21 protein-coding genes, 1 tRNA gene and 1 riboswitch are annotated in these 22,299 nt (G+C 71.0%); of the genes, 12 read left to right on the forward strand and 10 right to left on the reverse strand.

Annotated features, from left to right (window positions below; translation table 11 throughout):
* Positions 1-277 precede the first annotated feature (277 nt).
* Both RGI145_RS09935 and RGI145_RS09940 read right to left on the reverse strand, forming a co-directional pair.
* Positions 278-880 (reverse strand): D-sedoheptulose-7-phosphate isomerase, encoded by a 603-nt coding sequence (locus tag RGI145_RS09935; protein WP_237183037.1) that lies wholly within the window; start codon positions 878-880, stop codon positions 278-280.
* Positions 881-1,000: 120 nt separating this feature from the next.
* A complete protein-coding gene (locus RGI145_RS09940; RefSeq protein ID WP_075799974.1) occupies positions 1,001-1,891 on the reverse strand; it encodes a LysR substrate-binding domain-containing protein in 891 nt (296 codons plus the stop codon).
* A 97-nt stretch (positions 1,892-1,988) separates the two neighbouring features.
* Here RGI145_RS09940 and RGI145_RS09945 point away from each other — a divergent pair, with 97 nt between their 5' ends.
* The 5 genes from RGI145_RS09945 to RGI145_RS09965 all read left to right on the forward strand — a co-directional run bounded on the left by RGI145_RS09945 (position 1,989) and on the right by RGI145_RS09965 (position 8,507).
* Positions 1,989-2,258, forward strand: coding sequence for a DUF1127 domain-containing protein (locus RGI145_RS09945; protein WP_075798198.1), 270 nt, complete (start codon positions 1,989-1,991; stop codon positions 2,256-2,258).
* A 163-nt stretch (positions 2,259-2,421) separates the two neighbouring features.
* The gene (locus RGI145_RS09950) at positions 2,422-3,168 is read left to right on the forward strand and encodes an ImuA family protein (protein ID WP_075798199.1); all 747 of its coding nucleotides are present in this window, start codon (positions 2,422-2,424) and stop codon (positions 3,166-3,168) included.
* A complete protein-coding gene (locus tag RGI145_RS25035; RefSeq protein ID WP_156878488.1) occupies positions 3,135-4,745 on the forward strand; it encodes a Y-family DNA polymerase in 1,611 nt (536 codons plus the stop codon). The genes RGI145_RS09950 and RGI145_RS25035 overlap by 34 nt, the downstream gene beginning before the upstream one ends.
* The gene (locus RGI145_RS09960) at positions 4,742-7,945 is read left to right on the forward strand and encodes an error-prone DNA polymerase (protein WP_075798200.1); all 3,204 of its coding nucleotides are present in this window, start codon (positions 4,742-4,744) and stop codon (positions 7,943-7,945) included. Before RGI145_RS25035 ends, RGI145_RS09960 begins: the two co-directional genes overlap by 4 nt.
* Before the next feature lie 28 nt (positions 7,946-7,973).
* The gene (locus tag RGI145_RS09965; protein WP_075798201.1) at positions 7,974-8,507 is read left to right on the forward strand and encodes a hypothetical protein; all 534 of its coding nucleotides are present in this window, start codon (positions 7,974-7,976) and stop codon (positions 8,505-8,507) included.
* A 452-nt stretch (positions 8,508-8,959) separates the two neighbouring features.
* On the opposite strand, the gene RGI145_RS09970 is transcribed toward RGI145_RS09965, so the two are convergent.
* From RGI145_RS09970 to RGI145_RS09980, 3 genes are all read right to left on the reverse strand, one after another.
* A complete protein-coding gene (locus RGI145_RS09970) occupies positions 8,960-9,568 on the reverse strand; it encodes a YcbK family protein (protein WP_075798202.1) in 609 nt (202 codons plus the stop codon).
* Entirely contained in the window at positions 9,565-11,079 is a 1,515-nt protein-coding gene (locus RGI145_RS09975) for a L,D-transpeptidase family protein (protein ID WP_075798203.1), read from the reverse strand. The genes RGI145_RS09970 and RGI145_RS09975 overlap by 4 nt, the downstream gene beginning before the upstream one ends.
* Before the next feature lie 240 nt (positions 11,080-11,319).
* Entirely contained in the window at positions 11,320-11,580 is a 261-nt protein-coding gene (locus tag RGI145_RS09980; RefSeq protein WP_075798204.1) for a hypothetical protein, read from the reverse strand.
* A gap of 286 nt (positions 11,581-11,866) precedes the next feature.
* Here RGI145_RS09980 and RGI145_RS09985 point away from each other — a divergent pair, with 286 nt between their 5' ends.
* Together RGI145_RS09985 and RGI145_RS09990 are read left to right on the forward strand one after the other, a co-directional pair.
* Positions 11,867-12,586 carry a DUF1028 domain-containing protein gene (locus RGI145_RS09985; protein ID WP_075798205.1) on the forward strand — a complete coding sequence of 240 codons (720 nt, stop codon included), beginning with the start codon at positions 11,867-11,869 and terminating at the stop codon, positions 12,584-12,586.
* 199 nt (positions 12,587-12,785) lie between these two features.
* A complete protein-coding gene (locus tag RGI145_RS09990; protein WP_075798206.1) occupies positions 12,786-13,460 on the forward strand; it encodes a class I SAM-dependent DNA methyltransferase in 675 nt (224 codons plus the stop codon).
* On the opposite strand, the gene RGI145_RS09995 is transcribed toward RGI145_RS09990, so the two are convergent.
* Complete coding sequence (locus RGI145_RS09995) at positions 13,408-14,379, reverse strand: LysR substrate-binding domain-containing protein (protein ID WP_075798207.1); 972 nt, start codon at positions 14,377-14,379, stop codon at positions 13,408-13,410. The genes RGI145_RS09990 and RGI145_RS09995 overlap by 53 nt on opposite strands.
* A gap of 199 nt (positions 14,380-14,578) precedes the next feature.
* Here RGI145_RS09995 and RGI145_RS10000 point away from each other — a divergent pair, with 199 nt between their 5' ends.
* The 3 genes from RGI145_RS10000 (at position 14,579) to RGI145_RS10010 (ending at position 17,439) form a co-directional block, all read left to right on the forward strand.
* Positions 14,579-15,133: a peroxiredoxin gene (locus RGI145_RS10000; protein ID WP_075798208.1), complete on the forward strand. Its 555-nt coding sequence runs from the start codon at positions 14,579-14,581 to the stop codon at positions 15,131-15,133.
* 184 nt (positions 15,134-15,317) lie between these two features.
* Positions 15,318-15,848 carry an alkylhydroperoxidase, AhpD family gene (locus tag RGI145_RS10005; protein WP_027280176.1) on the forward strand — a complete coding sequence of 177 codons (531 nt, stop codon included), beginning with the start codon at positions 15,318-15,320 and terminating at the stop codon, positions 15,846-15,848.
* A gap of 130 nt (positions 15,849-15,978) precedes the next feature.
* Positions 15,979-16,158: riboswitch (cobalamin riboswitch) on the forward strand.
* A gap of 117 nt (positions 16,159-16,275) precedes the next feature.
* The gene (locus tag RGI145_RS10010; protein ID WP_075798209.1) at positions 16,276-17,439 is read left to right on the forward strand and encodes a 5-methyltetrahydropteroyltriglutamate--homocysteine S-methyltransferase; all 1,164 of its coding nucleotides are present in this window, start codon (positions 16,276-16,278) and stop codon (positions 17,437-17,439) included.
* A gap of 223 nt (positions 17,440-17,662) precedes the next feature.
* Here RGI145_RS10010 and RGI145_RS10015 read toward each other — a convergent pair.
* Positions 17,663-17,737 (reverse strand) — tRNA-Val (locus tag RGI145_RS10015).
* Positions 17,738-17,829: 92 nt separating this feature from the next.
* Here RGI145_RS10015 and RGI145_RS10020 point away from each other — a divergent pair.
* Together RGI145_RS10020 and RGI145_RS10025 are read left to right on the forward strand one after the other, a co-directional pair.
* Positions 17,830-18,705, forward strand: a complete 876-nt coding sequence (locus RGI145_RS10020) for an N-formylglutamate amidohydrolase (protein ID WP_075798210.1) — start codon at positions 17,830-17,832, stop codon at positions 18,703-18,705.
* A 293-nt stretch (positions 18,706-18,998) separates the two neighbouring features.
* Entirely contained in the window at positions 18,999-19,838 is an 840-nt protein-coding gene (locus RGI145_RS10025; RefSeq protein WP_167668261.1) for a transglycosylase SLT domain-containing protein, read from the forward strand.
* A gap of 25 nt (positions 19,839-19,863) precedes the next feature.
* On the opposite strand, the gene RGI145_RS10030 is transcribed toward RGI145_RS10025, so the two are convergent.
* From RGI145_RS10030 to RGI145_RS10040, 3 genes are all read right to left on the reverse strand, one after another.
* Positions 19,864-20,829, reverse strand: coding sequence for a 2-hydroxyacid dehydrogenase (locus tag RGI145_RS10030; protein WP_075798212.1), 966 nt, complete (start codon positions 20,827-20,829; stop codon positions 19,864-19,866).
* Between the two features lie 85 nt (positions 20,830-20,914).
* On the reverse strand, positions 20,915-21,595 hold the full coding sequence (locus tag RGI145_RS10035; protein WP_075798213.1) for a hypothetical protein: 681 nt from the start codon (positions 21,593-21,595) through the stop codon (positions 20,915-20,917).
* A 97-nt stretch (positions 21,596-21,692) separates the two neighbouring features.
* Positions 21,693-22,253 (reverse strand): type 1 glutamine amidotransferase domain-containing protein, encoded by a 561-nt coding sequence (locus RGI145_RS10040; RefSeq protein WP_075798214.1) that lies wholly within the window; start codon positions 22,251-22,253, stop codon positions 21,693-21,695.
* Positions 22,254-22,299: the final 46 nt, after the last annotated feature.

The following is a 22,299-nucleotide window of genomic DNA, read 5'->3' on the forward strand; positions in this document are numbered from 1 at the left end:
CAGCACAATCCGCCAGATCACCCAGGCAAAACAGCCAGGTCAATCAACAGTAAAACCCCTATTCATCTGTCAAGGAACATACCCCTATAGGACGACCAATCCCCAGGACCATCCTCCCTCACCGGAAAGACACATCCAGATAAATCAGCACACCCCTCAGGGGATCACGGCCCAGCGCCCCGTCAGCTCCTCAGAACCAACCCCGCCGTCCGTGGGCCGCCTTATATGGGGGGCCTCCAGGCCTGTAAATACCCCCCTCGCAGTTTTTCCGGCCCGCCTATGTCCGCCTCGTCAGGCGGTCCTCCAGCAGTTCGAGGATGGCATGACCCAGCGTGATATGGAGTTCCTGCACCCTGGCCGTTTCCGCCGAGGGAACTAGCAGGACGTGGTCACAGAAACTTTTCGCCGGCTCTCCCTCGCCGCCCAGCAATCCCACCGTGGCCAGTCCCATCTCCCGCCCCACCTCCAGCGCCCGCACCACGCTGGGGCTTCGGCCGCTGGTGGTCAGGCCGAACAGAACGTCCCCTCCGCGCCCCAGCCCGGACAAAGGCCGGGCAAAGACCTCCGCGAAGCCGAAATCATTGCCGGCGGCACTCATCGTCACAGGATCCGCCGCCAGGGCGACCGCTGGCCAGGAAGGTCTGGCGACGGCGCCGCGCAGCCTCACCGTCCATTCGCAGGCCAGATGCAGTGCATCCGCCGAGGAACCACCATTGCCGCAGAAGAACAGCGTTCTTCCATCGCGCATGGCCGCTTCGCAGCGATCCACCACCGCCAGCACGCTCTCCCGCATCTCCGCTGCCACGCGGCGGCGCAGCACGGCACCATCCTCCATGATCCCGGCGAAACGTGCCGATTCCCGTGCCTGCCTGTCGCTCACCTTCACCACTCCGTTGGCACCACTCCGCCGGCACATCCCGCCGTTCGCGGCGCCTTGCCATCCCCGTTCATCCCGGGGCGCGCTCTATGAGCCCGGCCCGGAGGCGCCGCAACACCCTGCTCAGGCGGCGTTGGGCAGGCTCTGCAACTGCATCCGGAAGCTGTCGGAGATATGCCGCCCCAACCGCTCCGCCAGTGGCACGCCATGCCGCACCCGCATCGCCACCTCGAAATCCGGCAGGCGCGGCATCCCATCCTCCTCGCCCAGCACGCGTAGCCCGGCAGGCAACATCCCTGTCAGCCCAAGAGTCACCGCGAGGCCCGCCAGGGCGATGGCATGCGTGCCGGTCTGCGAGGCCGAGTGATAGGCCACGCGCCAGGGCAGCCCGGAATCGTTCAGCGCCTTGATCGCGGCCCGGCTCCAGGGACAGTCCTCTATGCACAGCGCCACCGGCAGGGGGCGGCGCAGATGCACCGGCAGGTCCGTGGCGCTCACCCAATGCAGCGGCCCGCGCCAGAGACGCTCGGAAAGCACGCCCGGGGCCTCGTTGCCGGCGGAGAAGAGCGTCAGGTCCAGCTCCCCCGCATCGAAGCAGCGCAGCAGGCTGGTGCTGGGCAGGCAGACCAGCTCGATCTCCACCGCCGGATGCGACTGGGCGAAGCGCGACAGGATCTCGGGCAGCCAGATCAGCGCGTAGTCGTCGGGCGTGCCCAGCCGCACCCGCCCGGCCAGTTCCGGCGTGCGGAAGCCGGCCACGATCTCGTCGTTCATTTCCAGCAGCCGCCGCGCCCGGTCCAGCAGCCAGGCGCCATGCTGCGTCGGCAGGAAGCCGCGCGGCCCGCGCGCCAGGAGGGGCTGACCCAGCATTTCCTCCAGCCGGCGCATCTGCATGGAGACGGCGGATTGCGTGCGGCCCACGGACTGGGCGGCACGGGTGACGCTGCCGCCTTCGGCCACCAGCACAAAGGAGCGCAGCAGGTCGGGATCGATCCCGGGTGGAAGGCCGAGCATGGCATCAATATCCTTGATGCCGAATGTCAAAACAACTCGTTTCCTTCAGCCTCATGGATGGAACATATGGAGGTCGTCCAACAACAGGAACGACCTCATGTCCGCCCATCTCGCCCGCAACAGCTTCGCCACCGGTGCCTGCACGGCCGCCGCCCGCGGCCGGGGCTTTGCACAACCGGGGGCGCGTCCGGGTGTCGTCCGGCAATTCCTGGACGTCCTGGCACGTGTCCACCATGCCATCGAAAGCCGCCGCCATCTGGCAGAGATGGACGATCGCATGCTCTCCGACATCGGCATCAGCCGCGGCGAGGCTCTGACCGAGGCAGCACGCCCGGCCTGGGACCTGGAATCGCGCCGCCGCGGCTGAATCCCCTGGCGATCCCGTGGCGAAGCGGGATCGCCCCCCTCCCCGGCCCACGGACCGTTATCCATCCCCGACTCCGTCATGCTTGACCCGAATCTGCCGCCCAAGCGAACATAAAGGGAACAAGTAACCCCGGAGTCGGTTCCCCTTGTCCATGAGCCCCCCGATGGACAGGCCCGCCCTCCTCGCCGCCCTGCGTGCCCGTGTGTCACGCATGGAGCGTGCGGGGGCGGCCGAGGCCCTGGCCCGGCAGCAGGATCGCGGGAATGGCGCGGCCATCCCCCTGACGCCGGCGATCGATGCCGCCCTGCCCGGCGGCGCCGGCCTGCCCCGGGCCGCGCTGCACGAGATCCTGCAAAGCAGTTCGGGCGCTGCCACCGGCTTCGCCGCCCTGCTGCTGGCGCGCAGCGGCGGCACGGTGTTCTGGATCGCCCCCTCCCCCGATGCCTGGCCACCCGGCCTGTCCCGCTTCGGCCTGCCGCATGCGCGGCTGATCCTGGTGCGGGCCGCGAGGGCGGCGGATGCGCTCTGGGCCGCCGAGGAGACGCTGCGCTGCCCGGCCGTCGGCGGCGTGCTGCTCGCCGGCCACAGGCCGGATGACACCGCCGCCCGCCGCCTGCAGCTCGCGGCCGAAACCGGCGGCGGCATCGGCCTGCTGCTGCGCGAGGATACGGAGGAATCGGGCCCCGGCATGGCCCTCACCCGCTGGCGCGTTTCCGGCCGGGCCGGCACCGGCCTGTCGCGGCACGAGCTGGGCGACCCGCAATGGCGGCTGGAGCTGCTGCGCGCCCGGAACGCCCGCCCCGCCCGCTGGGATGTCGCCTGGCGCCCGTCCAGCGAAACGCTGATCCCCGAGAACCCCTCCGAGGAGGATGCGGCATGCGACGACGTGCCTGCCGCCCGCCTCGCCTGAACCCGGCCGCCGCGGCACCGTCCCGCCTTTCTGCCGATGCGCCGGAGGACCGCAGCCTGGAGCCGCTTCTCCCGGCCGGCCGGCGCTTCCTGGCCCTGCACCTGCCGCGGCTCCCCACCGATCTCCTTCGCACGGAGGAACCCGTCGCCCTTTGGGGCCAGCGCGGGCCGCGGCGCCTTGTGACCGCCATCAGCGCCGCGGCCGAGGCGCTGGGCCTGTATCCCGGCCAGCCCCTGGCGGATGCACGGGCCTTGCATCCCGATTTGCGACTGGAGCCCGAATCGCCCGGTGCCGCTTCCGCGATGCTGGAGCGGCTGGCGCTCTGGGCGCTCCGCTTCACTCCGCTCGCGGCGGTGGAGGAACCGGATGCTCTGATCCTCGACATCGCCGGCTGCACCGGAGGGGCTGGCGAGGCCGGGCTGCGCGACGAGGCCGTTGCCCGCCTCGCCCGGCTGGGCTTCGCCGCCGTCGGCGCCGTGGCCGGTACGCCGGAGGCTGCCCTGGCCCTGGCCCGGGCCGGGGTCCCCGCCATCGTGCCGCCCGGCGGGGAGCGGCAGGCTATCGCCCCCCTCCCCCTCACCGCCCTACCGGTCGAGGAGGCGGTGGCCACGGAGCTGCGCCGCCTCGGCCTCTGGCGGGTGGGCGAGGTCCTGGCCCAGCCGCGCATCCCCCTCGCCCGCCGTTTCGGCCCGGCGCTGACCGCGCTGCTGGACGGCGTGACGGGGCGCGCCCGCCGCCCGATCCGCCCGGTCCGCCCGCCACCCGACCTCGCCGTGGTGCGGGACCTGCCGGAACCCATCGTGACCCGCGCCGCCATCGACGCGGTCTTCGCCGGGCTGCTCGACGCGCTCTGCCGCAAGCTGGACGAGGCCGGGCTCGGCGCCCGGCACCTGCTGCTGCGCGCCCATCGCGCCGATGCCCACTGGACGGAAGGCGGCGTGCAGGAGATCGCGGTCGGCACCGGCCTGCCGATGCGCGACCCGGTGCATCTCGCCCGCCTCTTCCACGACCGGCTGGAGGAGTTGGCCCCCGGCTTCGGCTTCGACCGGCTCGCCCTGCTGGCCCGCCGCACCGATCCGCTGGCCCCGGCGCAGCAGGGGTTTGCCGGCAGCCAGGCCGATTCGGCGCGGCACCAGCTTCTCCTGGCGCAGCTCATCGACCGGCTGGAAACGCGCCTGCCGGTCTGGCGGCTGGAGCCCCAGGCGTCGCACCTGCCGGAACGTGCCATGCGGCGGGTGCCGCCGCTCACCACCATCGCACCGGAGCCGCCCCGATCCTGGCGGGACCACCCGCGCCCGGTCCGCCTTCTTTCCCGGCCCGAGCCGGTGACGGCCCTGGCCGCCCTGCCGGACGGCGCGCCCGCCCGGCTGACCCTCCAGGGCCGCCATCTCCGCATCCGGCGCGCCGAGGGGCCGGAGCGCCTTCTGCCGGAATGGTGGCGGGACGATCCGGCCCGCGCCCTGCGCGACTACTACCGGCTGGAGACGGAGACGGGCGAACGGCTCTGGGTCTGCCGCGCCGGGCTGGATGCGCCGGACGACCCGGCGCGCTGGTTCCTGCACGGCTACTTCGCGTGACCGAAGCCTATGCTGAGTTGGGTGCCCTTTCGAACTTCACCTTCCTGGAAGGCGCCTCCCACCCGCATGAGCTGGCGCTGACCGCGAAGCTGCTGGGCCATGCCGCCTTCGGCATCGCCGACCGCAATTCCCTGGCCGGCCTCGTGCGCGGCCTCGCGGCCTCGGAGCACGAGAAGATCCGGCTCCGCTTCGTGCCCGGCTGCCGGCTCTGCCTGCCGGACGGCAGCGAATACCTCGTCTGGCCCACGGAACGCGCCGGTTATGGCCGCCTCGCCACGCTGCTGAGCCATGGGCGGATGCGCGCGCCCAAGGGCGAGTGCCACCTGTCCCGCCAGGAGATGATCGAATCCGCCGAGGGCTGGGTCATGGCGCTGATCCCCCCGGACCAGCCGGACGCGGCCTTCGCCGAACGCCTGCGGCGGGACGCGCGCGCCCTGCGCCGCCTCGCCCTGCCGCTCTTCTGCGCCGCCATCCACCGTTATGGCGGCGACGATGCGAAGCGGCTCGATGCGCTGGCGGCGATGGGGCAGCCGCTGCTGGCGGCGGGCGGGGCGCGCTTCCACCGGCCCGGGCGCCGGCCGCTTGCCGACCTGCTGAGCGCGATCCGCCTTGGCGTGACGGTGGACCAGCTCGGCGAGCACGCCCTGGCCAATGCCGAGGCGCATCTGAAGCCGCCCGCCGAGATGCGCCGCCTCTTCGAGCGCTGGCCGGAAGCGGTGGCGAACACCGCCCGCGTGCTCGATGCCTGCCGCTTCTCGCTGCGTGAGCTGCGCTACGAATATCCCGAGGAGATCCTGGAGCCCGGCCTCACCGCGCAGCAGACGCTGGAGCGGCGCGTCGCCGAAGCCTGTCGCACGCACTGGCCGGAGGGCGTGCCGGAGAAGGTGGCGCGGCAGATCGAGGCCGAGATGCGGCTGATCGCGGCGAAGGACTACGCCTCCTATTTCCTCACCGTGGACGAGATCGTCCGCTTCGCCGACGGGCGGGGCATCCTTTGCCAGGGGCGCGGCTCGGCGGCGAATTCCGTCGTCTGCTACGTGCTGGGCATCACCGCCGTGCCGCCGGACAAGCACGACCTGCTCTTCGCCCGCTTCCTGTCCGAGGCCCGCGACGAGCCGCCCGATATCGACGTGGATTTCGAGCATGAGCGGCGCGAGGAGGTGATCCAGCACATCTACGACCGCTATGGCCGCGACCGCGCCGCCATCGCCGCCACGCTCAGCCGTTTCCGCGCGCGCGGCGCGATCCGCGAGGCGGGCAAGGCGATGGGGCTCAGCGAGGACATCACCGCGCGGCTGGCGAAAGGGGCGTGGGGGTTGGAACAGGCGAGCTTCGCCGAGATCGCGCGCGAGCAGGGGCTGGAGCCGGAGGCCGACCGCCGGCTGGCCTGGGCGCTGCAACTGGCGGAGGAACTGGTCGGCTTCCCGCGGCATCTCTCCACCCATGTCGGCGGCTTCGTCATCACGAAGGGGCCGCTGACCGAGCTGGCCGTGGTGACGCGCGCCGCCATGGAGGGGCGCACCACGCTGGAATGGGACAAGGACGACATCGAGGTGCTGCGCATCCTGAAGGTGGATGTGCTGGGGCTGGGGATGCTGTCCTGCCTGCGCCGCGCCTTCGCGCTGATCGAGGCGGGCGGCGGGCCGAGGCTGCACCTGAAACACGTGCCGCAGGACTGCGCCGAGACCTATGCGATGCTGTCCCGGGCGGATTCCATCGGTGTCTTCCAGGTGGAGAGCCGGGCGCAGATGAACATGCTGCCGCGCCTGCGCCCGGCGGCCTTCTACGACCTGGTGATCGAGGTGGCGATCGTGCGGCCCGGCCCGATCCAGGGCGACATGGTGCATCCCTACCTGCACCGCCGCGCCAACCCGCAGGACGTGACCTATCCCTCCGAGGAGCTGAGGGGCGTGCTGCACAAGACCCTCGGCGTGCCGCTTTTCCAGGAGCAGGCGATGCAGCTCGCCATCACCGCCGCCGGGTTCAGCGAGGCCAGGGCCGACCAGCTCCGCCGCGCCATGGGCACCTTCAAGGGCCAGGGGCAGGTGGAACGCTTCCGCGCCGAATTCACCGAGGGCATGGTTGCGCGCGGCTACGAGCGCGATTTCGCCGAGCGCTGCTTCCGCCAGATCGAGGGCTTCGGCTCCTACGGCTTCCCGGAAAGCCATGCCGCCTCCTTCGCCCAGCTCGTCTATACCTCCGCCTGGATCAAGCGGCACCATCCGGCCGCCTTCGCCTGTTCGCTGCTGAACAGCCAGCCCATGGGCTTCTACGCCCCGGCGCAGCTCGTCCGCGATGCGCGGGAGCATGGCGTGCGCGTGCTGCCGGTGGATGTGCACCACAGCGACCGGGACTGCACGCTGGAGCCCGATCCCGGCAGCACCGGGGGCCTGGCGCTGCGCCTCGGGCTGCGGCTGGTGCAGGGCCTGAACGCGGAGGCCGCCGGGCGGCTGCTGGCCACCCGCCCCTTCCGCGACATGGGCGATGCCGTGCGCCGCGCCGCCCTGCCGCGCGATTCCGTGACGGCGCTGGCCCGGGCGGACGCCTTCCGCAGCCTGGGCCTCGACAGCCGCGCCGCGCTCTGGGCCGCCCGGGCGGCCGAGCCCGCCCCGCCCCCGGACGAGCTGCCGCTCTTCGCCGCCGCAGCCGAAGCAGCCCCCGCCCTGCCCGCGCTGACCGATGGCGAGAGGCTGGCGCTGGACTGGGGCACCACCGGGCTCAGCCTGCGCGCGCATCCGCTGGCCCTGCTGCGCCCCTGGCTCGGCCCGGTGGACACGCGCAGCCTGGGCGGTGCCCGGCGCGGCGCCCGCATCCGCCTGCCGGGGCTGGTGCTGGTGCGGCAGCGGCCCGGCTCCTCGAAGGGCGTGGTCTTCTTCACCGTGGAAGACGAGTACGGCACGGCCAATCTCGTGCTCTATCCGGATGTGGTGGCGGCGCACCGGCCGGCGGTGCTGGGCGCGCGGCTGCTGGTGGCCGAGGGCCGGCTGGAGCGCGAGGACAGCGGCGCCGTGCCGATCCTGCACCTGATCGTGCGGCGGCTGGAGGACCATTCCGCGATGCTGGACGGGCTGCACCGGCTCGACCTGCCCAACGGTGCCTTTCCGGCGGACAGCCAGCTCGCCCGGGCGGATGAGATCGGGCGCGGCGGTTCGCCGCGATCCGCCATTCCCCGTTTGGGCCGATCGCGCGATTTCCACTGAAAAACCGGACACAAACCCCGAAAGCTGTTTGAGATCGGTTCTCATCTGGCCCAAGCTGGTCTTTCGCGACGCGCAGGAGGCCGAGATGGCGACTCAAGGACTGCCCAGCTGGCCCTGGCTCGGAATCGCGCCGGAGGAACTGCCGGAACCGGAAGCCGTGCTGCTGGAGGCGATCCGCCGCTGGTCGGAGGCCGCCCGGCAGGGTGGCTCCCCTGCCATGGCGATGCAGGCGCCGCTGGCGACGCTGGGGATCGGTGCGGCGAGGGACGATCTGGACAAGGCACTGCGCCAGCTCGGCGCCCCGTGCGGGATGGGCTGCCTACTCAGCCCCCGGGTGCTGCCGGGCGAGGCGACGCTGCTGCTGGCCCTGGCGCTGGCGCAGCGGGGCTCGCGGCGGGAGGCACTGGCGATCTTCCTGCGGCTGGCGCCGACGCCCCGGGCCGGCGCGGCCCTGGCGGCGGCCGTGGCGCTCGGGCAGGTCCTGCGCCATGCCGGGCTGCGCCTGACGCATCCGATGCGGCGCGCGACGGCGGGGCATGCCGGGCGCGGCCGGATGGGCTGAGGGGACCGGTCCCGGCGCATCATGCGGGCGGATTGACGCCTGGATGTGCGGGGGGCGGGCCGGGTTTTTCGGGGCTGGGCGGAACCTTCGCGCGTGTCATTTTAAGGCTTTATTGTTTTAGGATTTTAGTCCTTTATTTGTCCGGATGGATGCAAATCTCCTTCACGCGGATCGCAAAGTGGTAACGGAACGGCGCTGGTGTGTTGATTTTATTCCTATATCGCGCGGCCAGCAGGGAAGCAAGGGAAGTTCGCGCTGGAGAGCATTGCTCTCCGGCAAGTGCGGGTGACACCCACGCGGACAGGGTATCTGCCGTCTGTTCCGATGCCCGCTGTTTCCGCCCGTTCCGCATGATGGACCCGGGGCTGACGGTCTCATGCGAGTGCCGACGAACGGGGTCCGGGGCGAGAGGCAGGGCCTCTCCCCGGGGGGTGGCTGGTGTGCCCTTCGTATCAGCCCCAGCGGCGGGGCTGGCCGCAATCCAGGTGCACGAAGCCGTCGCGGCGGTACAGGCCGACGCCGCCCATCTGCATCTCCGCCGCCAGCCGTGCCATGGCATAGGAATCGCGGTCCGGCAGGCGCACATCCGCCGCCATGCCCGACATGTGCAGCGAGGCGGTGGACACGCGCCGCGACTGCCGCGCCAGGTTGGCGTTGCGCTCCGGCGCGCGATAGCCGCTGATCACCTGGAAAGGCTCGCCGGAATCCATCTGCTGCGCCACGGCGTGCAGCACGTCGAAGAGGCGCGGGTCCATCGGCGTCACCTCCTCGGTCGGCAGGTCGCGCAGAACGTAGTCCAGCTTCTGCAAGGCGGTGCGGACGTAGCGGCCGTTCTCCCAGTACACGCCCTCGAACTGGTCGTCCGTTTCGGCATAGGCGCGCTGGATGCGCAGCACGCGCGGCGGGCCGGCGGGCGCGGCCACCTGGGCCAGGGCCGGCGAAGCCATGGCGGCGCAGGCGAGGCCGGCGAAGCTGGCGCGGATCACCTCCCGCCGGCGGAAGGCGGGGCTGCGGGCGGCATCCACGCAGCAGGGGCAGTCGAGGCGCGGACGGTGGCTCATCGGGCGGCCGCCACGCGCGGGGCGCCGCGGTCCATCTCCCGCGCATAGGCGGCGTCGAGGCCGTAGATGTCGGGGCGCAGGCGCAGCCGCCCTTCCTCCACCACGGCGGTCGTGTAGACCAGCCGCACGGGGATGGATCGCTTCAGCGGCACGTTGATCGTCTGCCGGGTGTCGAAGGTGCGCTGCATGCGCTCCCGGTCCCAGCCCATGCCATCCATGGCGAGGTCGAGAAGTTCCATGGGTCGCTCCAGTCGGATGCAGCCGGACGAGAAGGCGCGGTCGGGCCGGTTGAAGGCCCAGCGGTCCGGCGTGTCGTGCAGGTAGATGTCGTCGTTGTTGGGCATGATGAATTTCAGCCGTCCGAGCGCGCTGGAATCCCCGGCATCCTGGCGCACCGAATAAGGAAAGTTGTCGGGCCGGACATGGGCCCAGTCCACCGTGGTCGGATCGACCTCCACGCGCTCTCCGCCGATCGTGGTGAAGAGGCGGAAGCCCTTGGCCACCATCGCCTTGGGGTCGCGCCGGAACTTCGGCAGCAGGTCCTCGCGCGCGTTGCGGGCGGGCACGCCCCAGGGCGGGTTGAACTGCACCGTGGTCATGGAGACCCGCAGCAGCGGCGTGGCGCGGTCGGGGCGGCCGACCACCACGTTCATCCGCAGCAGGGTCCGGTTCCCGTCCAGCAGGAAGAGCCGGAAATCGGGGATGTTCACCTCGATCCGGCGGCCCGTGGGCGGGCGCGGCGCGGCGCGGCGCATGTCCAGCGCGACGCGGAGCTGGTCCACGCGCTGCGCGGCGGGGCGGTTGAGCTGTGCCAGGGTGATCGGGCCGAGGCGGCCATCGGCCTCCAGCCCTTGTTCCTCCTGCCAGCGGCGCAAGGCGGCGGCCAGCGGCTCGTCGTAGAGCTCGCCCGTTCCTTCCACCGGCGCGGCGGCCAGCGCCGGGTCCACCACGGCGAGCCGCGCCCGCAGCGCCGGCACCCGTTCCGCGTCGCTGGCGCCGGGATCGAGTGTGCCGCCGCCGGGGATACGGGGCCAGCCGCCCGCCGCGACGATGGCGCGTGCCTTGGCGAGCTCCGACTTCAGGAGCGCGGCATCGGGGGGCGCGAGGGCCGCCCGGTCGATCACCGAGGCCGGATCGGCGGCGCCCAGCAGGTCGAGCTGCCAGCGCGGCATCGGGATGGCGGCGGGGTCGCGCAGGATGTCGGGGCGGTTGGTGGGCAGGCGCAGGCGGCCCAGCAGCAGGTCGGACAGTGCCGCCGAGGCGGCGCGCATCAGTCCGGCCGCATGGGCGGCGGGATCGGCGGCGACGGCGGTCTCGGCGGGAATGGCGTAGTCGGCGGGGTTGAGCCCGTCCTCCTCCAGCCGGTGCAGGCGTTCCGCGAGGCGTTGCAGCGCGGCGGGCTGGGCATGGGTCGTGGCGGCCGCGGCCGGAGATCCCCCGGGCTTTCCCCCAAGGGCCAGCAACGGCATGGCACTGCCCATGAGAGCCAGGGAGAAATCGCGTCGGCGCATGGGTGACGGGATAGCCGGGCCGGGCCGGGCCTGCCAAGCCGCAGACTTCCGCGGCAGCGCAGCGGAAACATGGCGCAACATGCAGGATGGGTGGCTGGGCGGTCGCCACGCGGCGGACGTGTCGCTCGGGTGCGGCCCCCGATCAGCCGATCCGGGTCAGCCGATCCGGGTCAGCCGATCCGGGTCAGCCGATCCGGGTCAGCCGATCCGGGTCAGCCGATCCGGGTCAGCCGATCCGGGTCAGCCGACCCAGAGGAAGATCAGCCAGGTCAGGAACGCCGTCACCAGCAGGGCATAAAGCAGAGCCCGGGCTATGCCGAACCACTCGCTGCGCGGGTCCGGCGCCCCTTCCTCCGGGTGATAGGAAGGCCGGGGCGTGAGCGGATCGGCTGGCCGGAACCGGACCTCCGGCTCCGCCGCCCCAGCGGGGGTGTCGATGGCGTCCGGGTCAGGCTGGCCGGGCGGTAACGAGCCGTCCTTGTGTGAGAGCGTGTCGCTCACCGTCCTGATCCCCTGATCTGGCCCGATCCCTCTTCGGAACGGGCCTGTTGCGGGATGTTGCCACAGGTTTTTCGCGCAATCACCCGTTATCGTGCTGAATTCCAAACTTTCAACAAAGATTCAGGGAGGAAATTCAACCTGAAGGGGAAATTTGCCACAGGCTCTGCCTGCGGTGCGGAAAATTTCCCCGGCCGCCCCGCGCAGGTGCTGGTGCCCAGCGGGACAGGCGGAATAGATTTTGCCGCGCTGCGGGAGGATTCCCCTTCGCAGGGAGCGAGATTGCACCGTGACCTGGTCCATCGTCGCGCACGACCCGCATCGCGGAGCCTTCGCCGTCGCCGTGACCACCTGCAATCTCGCCGTGGGGGCCTCCCGCCCCTTCGTGCGGGCGGGGGTCGGGGCGGTGTCCACGCAGTCCTTCACCAACCGCTATCTCGGCCCCGCCGTGCTGGATGGGATCGAGGCCGGGCTGCATCCGGCCGCCGCGATCGAGCAGGCGCTGGCCGGGGATGACGGGCGGGAGCTGCGGCAGATCCATGCCGTGGACCGGCAGGGACGCGTGGCGGCCTGGACCGGCCGGCACTGCGTCGCCTGGGCGGGGCATAGCGGGGCGCCGCACGTGTCCTTCGCCGGCAACATGCTGTCGGGGCCGGCCGTGCTGCAGGACACCGAGGCCGCCTTCGCCGTGCAGGGCGGCCTGTCCCTGCCCCGCCGGCTGGTGCAGGCGCTGATGGCCGGGGAAGCGGCGGGCGGCGACCGGCGCGGCCGCCAGTCCGCCGCCCTGGTGATGGTGTCCACCGAGGATTTCCCCGACCTGGACCTGCGGGTGGACGACCATGTGGAGCCGCTGCCGGAGCTGCGGCGGCTGCTCGGCCTCTGGGAGCGCCAGCGCGAACCCTATCTTTCGGAAGCGCCGCGCAAGGCCGATCCGGCCGGCCTGACCGATCTGGGCGCGATCGAGGCCCGCTGGATCGAACGCGGCCTGGACCTGCGCTTTCCGCGCTGAGGCGCCTCCGCCGGTCCGGGCCTTGCCCGGCACCGCCCGCGGCCGTAGCCTCGTCCCGCTCTGGCGGAGCTGAACGGGTCCCGGACCCGGAAAACAACTTGCCCCGTCACGGGGCGGCTCCCCGCCACGAGGCACAGCGCAGGCCCGGCGCGCCGACGACCGCCGGGATGCGCCTGCCCTTTCCTTCGGGGCGATCCAGATGACGGAACCTTCCTCCTTTCTTCCGGTGGCCGAGGCCTATGACCTCTGGGCCGGCACCTATGACGCGCAGGACAATCCGATGGTCTTCGGGGCCAGCCGGGTGGTGGACGGCCTGGCCGGGGAGGCCAGGGACCGCGACGTGGTGGAGTTCGGCTGTGGCACCGGCCGCAATCTCGCCCGGCTGCGGGCCGGGGGCGCGGCGAGCCTCACCGGGCTCGACCTGTCCGCCGGGATGCTGGACCAAGCGCGGCGGCGCGGCGCGGAGTTCCACCTGCTGTGCCAAGACATGAGCCGGCCGGTGGCGCTGCCGGATGCCTCGGCGGACCTGGGCCTGTTCTGCCTGTCGCTGGAACACATGGCCGACCTGCTGCCGCCCTTGCGGGAGGCGCGCCGCCTGCTGCGCCCGCGGGGGGAGATCCGGATCGTCGAGATCCATCCCTTCCTGTCGCTCGGCGGGACAGGGGCGCATTTCCAGGCCGGCGGGCGGGAGATCCGCATGCCGACGGTGGCGCATGGCTTCGCCGATTACCTGAATGCCTTCGCGGCGCTGGAGCTCCGCCTCCTCGCCTGCCGGGAATGGCGGCCGCGTGATTTCGGCGGCGCCCTGCCGGACCGGGTGCTCAAGCGGGGGCCGGATCACCCGCTGCTGGTGGAGTTCCGCCTGGGCCGCTGAGCCCCCGGCCATCCGCTTCCAGCATGTCCCGGATGGTGGCGGCCAGCCCCTTGAACTCGCTGGCGCGGGGGGAGCGGGTCCGCCAGGCGAGGCCCAGCATCCGGCCGGGCGCGTCCTCCACCGGGCGCAGCTCCACATTCGCCCCGGCCAGCACGCCGCCTTCCACCGCCAACCGGGGGAGCAGCGTGACGCCGAGGCCGCCGGCCACCATCTGCACCAGCGTGTGCAGCGTGGTGGCGGCGAAGCTGTCGCCGCCGGTCGGCCCTGGCAGGTTGCAGGCGGCCAGGGCGTGTTCCCGCAGGCAATGGCCATCCTCCAGCAGCAGTAGTCTTTCGCCGGACAGGGCCGAGGCGGGCAGGATGTTGCGCGCGGCCAGCCGGTGCGCGGGCGGCAGGGCCGCCAGGAACGGGTCCTCCGCCAGCGGCACCACGTCCAGGCGGTCGGCCGAGGCCACCGGGAGGGCCAGAAGCAGCAGGTCGAGTCGGCCCCCCTCCAGGTCGGCCACCAGGTTCTGGGTCAGATCCTCCCGCAGCCAGAGCCGCAGGCGCGGGAAGGCGTCGCGCAGGGCGGGCATCAGGCGTGGCAGCAGGAAGGGGCCCACCGTGGGGATCAGCCCGAAGCGCAAGGGGCCGCTGAGCGGGTCGTGCGCCGTGGCCGCCGTTTCCGCCACCGCGGAGAGCGCGGCGAGTGCGTCGCGCGCCCGCTGCACGATCTCGAGTCCCACCTGGGTGAAGGCGGGCCGCTTGGATGGGCCGCCACGGTCCAGGATCGCCGTGGCGAGCTGCCGTTCCAGGGCGATGATCCCGGCGGAAAGGGTGGACTGGCTGACGGCGCAGGCGGAGGCGGCGCGGCCGAAATGGCCGTGATCCGCCAGGGCGACGAGGTAGCGGAGCTGTTGCGGACTGGGATAGGCGGTCATCGGCGCAGTCGATCATAAGGACGAAAACTATTCATTTGAACCCTTGCTGCACCTGCGTCATACCCGGCCACGGCGCGGGGGCGGGAATCAGCCTCCGACCGGATGGGTCAGAGGGATTGTCCTTGGGGATCGCCCTTGGGGATCGCCCTCGCGGCGCCGTCCGGAAGCGACCGAATTCTTTTGGGAAGAGGATCACTGCATGCTGACCGTCGGCGACAAGTTCCCGTCCTTCCAGCTCACCGCCGTGAAGGGTGGCCCCGAGGGGCTAAACATGAACACCGCCTTCACCGAGGTCTCCGATGCCTCCGAGGCCGGCAAGTGGAAGATCGTCTTCTTCTGGCCGAAGGACTTCACCTTCGTCTGCCCGACCGAGATCGTGGCCTTCGGCAAGCTGAACACGGATTTCAGCGACCGTGACGCCGTCGTCTATGGCGTGTCGATCGACAGCGAGTTCGTGCACATGAACTGGCGCACGCACCATGCCGACCTGAAGGACCTGCCCTTCGCCATGCTCGCCGACATCAAGCGCGAGCTGTCGACGGCCTGCGGCATCCTCGACAAGAACGCCGGCGTGGCGCTGCGCGCGACCTTCATCGTGGACCCGGAGGGGATCATCCGCTTCGCCTCCGTCAACGACCTGAACGTCGGCCGCAACCCGCAGGAAGTGCTCCGCGTCCTCGACGCGCTGCAGACGGACGAGCTGTGCCCCTGCAACTGGAAGCAGGGCGAAGAGGTCCTGAAGCCGGCCGCCTGAGGCCCGCTTCCACGGATTGACCGCGCTCCGGGGGTTTCGCGCCCCCGGGGACGGTGTGCCGAGCCGGCCGCCCCGTTCCCCCGTCCAGGGAGAACCGTTCCGCGAAAGCCGCGGGAACCGGGCGCATGGGCGCCCCCGAGGGCCGGCTCCGCCCACCGAACACAACCGGAGAGGAGTTCACAGGATGTCGCTCGACGCCCTGCGCAACATGCTGCCCGAATATGCCAAGGACCTGAAGCTGAACCTCGGCTCGCTCGCCGCCGAGACGCTCCTGACGGAGCAGCAGCTGGCCGGCACCTTCATCGCCAGCGCGCTCGCCTCGCGCAATGCCGCGGTGACGAAGAACATCGTCGCCGAGTTCGGCCCGAAGCTGTCGCCCGAGGCGCTGAACGCGGCCAAGGCGTCGGCGGCGATCATGGGCATGAACAATGTCTATTACCGCTTCACGCATCTGGTGCATGGCGACTACGCCACCATGCCGGCCAAGCTGCGCATGAACGTCATGGCCCGGCCGGGCGTGGAAAAGGTGGATTTCGAGCTCTGGTCGCTCGCCGTTTCCGCCATCAACGGCTGCGGCATGTGCATGGAGAGCCACGAGAAGGTGGTGCGCCAGCATGGGATGACGCAGGAGCAGGTGCAGGCTTCCGTGCGCATCGCCTCGGTGGTGCATGCCGTCGCGGCGGTGCTGGACGGCGAGGCCGCGCTAGCGGGCTGAGGACCCTTTCCACCCCTCCGGAGGGTGGATGGCCAAGGATCGGGAAGGGCCGGTGCCGGACAGGGCACCGGCCCTTTTCCGTTCCGGCCTCCGCGGAGCCCGCCGCCCCTTCCGGGAAGGCCGCGCCTCCCCTACACCGGAGGGCGATGGTTCCCTCGCGGATTAAAACGGGAACATGGTGCGAAGCCATGGCTGCCCCCGCAACTGTCGGCGCCGAGCCACCGCCAAGGGCCACCGGGTTCACCCCCGGGAAGGCGGCGGATGGTGATGACGCGCGAGCCAGGAGACCTGCCATCATTGACGTCAGCGCGGCCACGCCGGACGGGGTGTTCCGGCGGAGCAGAAGGGACGAAGGCCCACCCCGGCGACGGGGTGCGGGGCCGGGAGACCGGGGCCGTGATGACAAGAAGACGTCAGGAGAAACCCCATGTCCGCCAGCACAGCCACCCGCGACGCCGCCCGTACGGGGGCCGATGGCAGGCCCTGCCAGCCGCCCGCCTTTCCATCCTTCCGCGCCGACCATGTCGGCAGCCTGCTGCGCCCCGCCGCGCTGCGTGAGGCCCGCCAGGCGCGCGCCGAAGGGAAGCTCTCCGCCGAGGCGCTGCGCCAGGTGGAGGACGAGCAGATCGCCCGGGTGGTGGCGAAGCAGGAATCGGTCGGCCTGCGCGCCGCCACGGATGGCGAGTACCGCCGCGCCTACTGGCATTACGACTTCCTGGGCGGGCTGGACGGGATCGAGATCTACGAGCCCGAGGACAAGGTCCAGTTCAAGGGCGCGACGCTCGGCCACAAGCTGCGGGTGAACGGCCGGATCGGCTGGAAGCCCAGCATGATCGAGGATTTCCGCTTCACCGCCGGCTGCACCTGCAACGCCATCGCCAAGCAGACCATCCCCTCCCCCAGCGTGGTGCATTTCCGCGGCGGGCGGGAGGCGATCGCGCGCGACGTGTATCCGGACATGGACGGGTTCTTTGACGATCTGGGGCGGACCTATGAGGAGGCGGTGAAGGCCTTCCATGCCGCCGGCTGCCGCTATCTCCAGCTCGACGAGGTCAACATCGCCTATCTGTGCGATCCGGAGCAGATCGAGGGGCTGAAGCGGCGCGGCGAGCATGTGGAGGGGCTGCTCGACATCTATGCCGGCATGATCAACCGCGCGACCCGGGCGCGGCCGGCCGGCATGGCGATGAGCATGCATCTTTGCCGGGGCAACTTCCAGTCCACCTTCGTGGCCTCCGGCGGCTATGAGCCGGTGGCCGAGGTGCTGTTCAACGCCATCGACATCGATGCCTATTTCATGGAGTTCGACGACGAGCGTTCGGGCGGCTTCGAGCCGCTGCGCTTCGTGCCACGCGGGAAGAAGGTCGTCGTGCTGGGCATCGTCACCAGCAAGAACGGCGTGCTGGAAAGCAAGGACGAGCTGAAGCGCCGCATCGACGAGGCGGCGAAGTTCCTGCCGCTGGAGCAGCTCGCCATCAGCCCGCAATGCGGCTTCGCCAGCACCCAGGAGGGGAACAAGCTCTCCGAGGACCAGCAATGGGCCAAGCTGCGGCTCTGCGCCGAACTGGCCGAGGAAATCTGGGGTCGCTGAGGCCGGGATCAGCGGGATCGGGGCGGCGCGTCCGCCCCACTTTCCCGAAGGCATGGCCGGAAGGGTGACGGCGGGGCACCGCTGGCCATGCCAGCCCCGCAACAAGCGCGGGGCGACCGGGAGTGTCCGTGACCGGCGCGCCGCTTTCCGGATGTGGAAAGCGGCGATGCCGCGGGCACGAATGGCCGCGTTGCGCTGAAACGGCAGGTTTTCAGGGGGTTCGTGGTGGGCGCGACAGGGATTGAACCTGTGACCTTCCCCGTGTCAGGGGGACGCTCTCCCGCTGAGCTACGCGCCCGCTCGCGGTGTGGCGCCCCTGTATCGCGGCCCGGTGGGTTTAGCAAGATGCCGCGCGTGACGTTCCGCATCGCGGCATGTAAGAAAGTCAGGATGGATCTGCCGCCGCCTGAGAATGTCGCGCCGCTGACCGAGCCGCCCTTCATTCTCTCGCGGCCCGGGCATCAGGCCATTCCGCTGGTTTTCGCCTCGCCCCATTCCGGGCGGAGCTATCCGGCCGACCTGCTGCGCAGCACGCGGCTGGACCCGCTGACGCTGCGGCGGTCCGAGGACAGCTTCGTGGACCAGATCTTCGCGGCGGCCCCGGAATTCGGCGCGCCGCTGCTCGCCGCGACCTTTCCCCGCGTCTATTGCGACGCGAATCGCGAGCCCTGGGAGCTGGACCCCGGGATGTTCGACGAGCCCCTGCCGGAATGGGTGAACACCGCCTCCCCCCGGGTCGGGGCCGGGCTGGGCACCATCGCCCGCGTCACCGGGACGGGGGAGAATGTCTATGACCGGCGCCTCCGCTTCACCGAGGCGATGGACCGGGTGCAGAACCTGTGGGAGCCCTATCACAGCGCCCTGGCCTCGCTGATCGAGGAAACGCGGCACCGCTTCGGCTTCTGCCTGCTGATCGACTGCCATTCCATGCCCTCCAGCGTTCCCGCCGCGGGGCGCACGGACATGATCCTGGGAGATGCGCATGGCACCGCCTGCTCCCCCCGCGCGACACGGGCGGTGGAGGATGGGCTGCTGTCGCTGGGCTACCGCGTCCGGCGGAACGATCCCTATGCCGGCGGCTATGTGACCCGCCATTACGGCCGGCCACGCCAGCATGTGCATGCGCTGCAGATCGAGATCTCGCGCGGCCTGTACATGGATGAGCGGCGGATCACGCCCCTGCCCGCCATGGAGACGCTGCGGCAGCGCATGACGACGTTGCTGCAAAGGCTTTCGGAGACGGACTGGAGCTTCCTGGGCCGCTGATCCCCGGCCCGGACGGATCGTCGCCAGACAGCGGACAAAAAGAAAGGCGGTGCCCGAAAGCACCGCCGAGTTTAGGGAGGAAACGTCCAAGAAAGGCAAACAACCCGGGATCACCGTGTTGCTGCAAGACCGAAGCTAGCCGCCCAAATCCCTGTTCGCAAGCATTTTTGCGCGCCGCAGCATGAAGTTTGGTCAAGGCAGCCTCCCGTGCCGCACAAGGCAGGGCCGTTGACCTATTTCGCCTGTCCGGAGGAGCCCGGGCATGCTGGCACGGGCCTCGCTTTTGGATGGTCATGCTCCGCTGCCTGATCCTCCTCCTGATCCTTCTCGCCAGCATGGCGGGAGCCAGGGCCCAGAATCCCGCCCCATCCCCTTCCACCCTCTGCCGGGCCGCGATCGCCACGGCGGAGCGGGAATACGGCCTGCCGGCAGGGCTCCTGGCCGCCATCGGGCGGGTGGAATCGGGGCGGCGGGACCCGGAGACCGGCGAGCGCGGTCCCTGGCCCTGGACGATGAATGCGGAGGGGCGCGGCAAGTTCTTCCGCACCAGGGCGGAAGCGATTGCCGAGGTGCGGCAGCTTCGGGCCGACGGCATGCGGCTGATCGATGTGGGCTGCATGCAGATCAACCTGCATCACCACCCCAATGCCTTCGCCAGCCTGGAGGAAGCCTTCGATCCGCTGGCCAATGCCCGCTATGCCGCGCGGTTCCTGAAGGACCTGAATGCGACGCGGGGCGACTGGATGCGCTCGGCGGCGAACTACCACAGCAACACGCCGGAACGGGCCGCTGCCTACCTCGCCGCGGTGGAGGCGCAGTTGCCGGAGGCGCGGCGCGAGGCCGGGCTGGCCCCAGGGTGGAATCCGGGCTGGAATCCGGCTGGGCAGACGCCCGGTGGCGCGGCGGCGCGCCTCACGATGGGTCAGCCGGTGGGGCGCGGCCTGCCCTTCGGCGGCGCGCCCTATGCCGGGGCGCCGGCGGTGGTGAACCGCATGCCCGTCGCGGGGTCGGCGCTGGGCACCACGGCGGGCGGGGTGGCGGCAGGCGGGGCCTCCGGGGGCCGGGGGCTGGCGGCCTATCGCGCCATCCCGATCCCGCTGGCCTCCCGCATGCCGGCCCCGGGGCGGGGCTGAACCCGCCCCGGGGCCGGGACGGGTGTCAGACCACGAGGTCGAGCGGCGCCACCGGCTCGCCATGCTCGACGCTGGCGATGTTGCGGTACATGCGGCTGACCGTGGCGGCGAAGTTGTCGCGGGCGGCGGCGCCGATATGCGGCGTGACGATCACGTTCTCCATGTGAAGCAGCGGATGGTCCGCCGCCACCGGCTCGGTCTCGAAGACATCGACGCCCGCGGCCTGGATCTCGCCGGCGCGCAGGGCCTCGACCAGATCGGATTCCACCACCACGCCGCCACGGGCGACGTTGACCAGCACGGCGGTCTTCTTCATCGCCCGGAACTGCGGCGCGGCGAAGAGGCCGCGCGTCTGCGGCGTCAGCGCGCAATGCAGCGAGATGATGTCGGATTCCGCGAGCAGCGTCTCGAAGGGCACGTGCTCGACGCCGAGCTCCGCTTCCTCCGCCGGATCGAGCCGGTTCGGCTTGCTGTAGAGGACGCGGCAGGAGAAGCCGCGCAGGATCCGCGCCAGGCTCTTGCCGATATAGCCCAGTCCGACGATGCCCACGGTCTTGCCGCTGAGCATGAAGCAGTGCTGCCCGACCGCGCCCTTGAGCCACTCGCCGCGTTCCAGCCCCTTGTGCCCCGGCAGGATGCCGCGCGCCGTGGCCATCATCATCGCCAGCGCCGTCTCGGCCACGGGCACCGCGTTGCTGCCGGTGGTGCGCATGATGCGGATGCCGAGCTCGCGCGCCGTGTCGAGGTCGAAGTTGTCGATGCCGACGCCCCACTTGTGGACGCCCTTGAGCTGCTTCGCGCCGCGCATCATCGCGCCGGTCACCGGCACGTCGCCGGAGATGGCGTAGTCGGCCTCGGCGATCGCGGCGGCCTGGGTGGCCTCGTCGCGCGCGGTGGTGGTGAAGATCGAGAAGCCGGGCGGCAGGAGCTCGTTCAGCGCCTCCATGCGCTGGGGGCTCAGAGGGTCGAGGAACACGATTCGGGCGACCATCGGCAAGGCTCCTGCTCGGGCGGGGAAGCGGTCATTATGCGTCACATCGCCATGGCCGCCAGGGCTCCGCCGCGCTTCTGACGCCTCAGCCCCGCCCGGCCCCGTGCAGCGCCCGCACCATTTCCACCGCGAAGCGCGCGATGTTGCGGCGGAGTTCCTCTTCCTCCTTCGGCTTCGGCTCCGTGATCAGGTGCAGCTTCAGCATGCGCCCGGCCACGCCGCTCATGCACAGCGTCTGCTCCTGTGGCTTCTTGCCCGCCTGGAGGTCGAAGGCCTCGCAGGAGATCACCGGCGTGCCGCCTCTCACGCCCAGATCGGCGTGGCGCTGGGCCAGCAGGCGGACGCCGCCCTCCCCGCGCTGCAACTCGGCGCGCAGGTAGGAAGCCTCGCTGGCCAGTTCCGACACCAGCGCGGGGGAGAAGGGGCCATCCGGCACCGTCTCCGTAGGCTTGCCGTAGAGATAGACGGTGGCGCGGCCGGAAGGCCCGGCATAGCGGGCGACCAGCCCTTCCACCCCCTCGGGGCTGGGAGAGGGCTGTTCCACCTCCCTGCGGCGGAAGCCGCCCGCCTCGGCCGGGAGCGCGTTCCAGAGCGCGGCCAGCGAAGGCTTGCCTGGCTTGGCCGTGGGGGGTGGGACGTCCGGAACCCCGGCCGGCGCGGCATCGCCGGGGATGGCTGCGGGGGCATCCGGTGCCGGTGCCGCCAGGACCGAAGCCGGGACGGACAGGCAGAGAACCCCTGTCAGCACCCGCGACCAGCCAAGCATGGAAACCTCCGTCACCCGTTTCATCGGGCGCGGAGGTCGCATGCGGGTCCGGCGAGGACAACCGGTTCCAGGGTGTCGTGCTGTAACAGGCCGGGCGTCAGGCCGCCTTGCGGGGTGCCGCCTGTTCCACCGCGCGCACCACGGCTTCGCAGAAGGCCGGCAGGTCCTTGGGATTGCGGGAGGTGACGAAGTTGCCGTCCACCACGCAGGTCTCGTCCACCCATTCCGCCCCGGCGTTGCGGAGGTCGGTCTTCAGCGAGGGATAGGAGGTCATCTTCCGCCCCTTCACGGCCCCCGCCTCCACCAGCGTCCAGGGGCCGTGGCAGATCGCCGCGACGGGCTTGCCGGCCTGGACGAAGCCCTTCACGAAAGCCACCGCCGCCGCGTCCTGGCGCAGCTTGTCGGGGTTGGTGGTGCCGCCCGGCAGGACCAGGGCATCGAATCCCTCGGGCTTCGCCGCCGAGACCTCCAGATCGACCTTGATCTTCTCGGAGGGCTTCACGTCCTCGTCCATGGCCTGGATCTCCCCGCCCTTCAGGGACACCACCACGACCTCCGCCCCGGCCTCGCGGAGCGCCTTCATCGGCTCCGTCAGCTCCACCCGCTCGACGCCATCCGTCGCCAGAATGGCCACCTTGCGGTTCTTCGCATCCGCCATGGGAATACTCCTCGTCATTCCGTGGAACCGGAGGCGGGGGCAACCC

Source organism: Roseomonas gilardii (genome assembly GCF_001941945.1).
Lineage (GTDB): Bacteria > Pseudomonadota > Alphaproteobacteria > Acetobacterales > Acetobacteraceae > Roseomonas.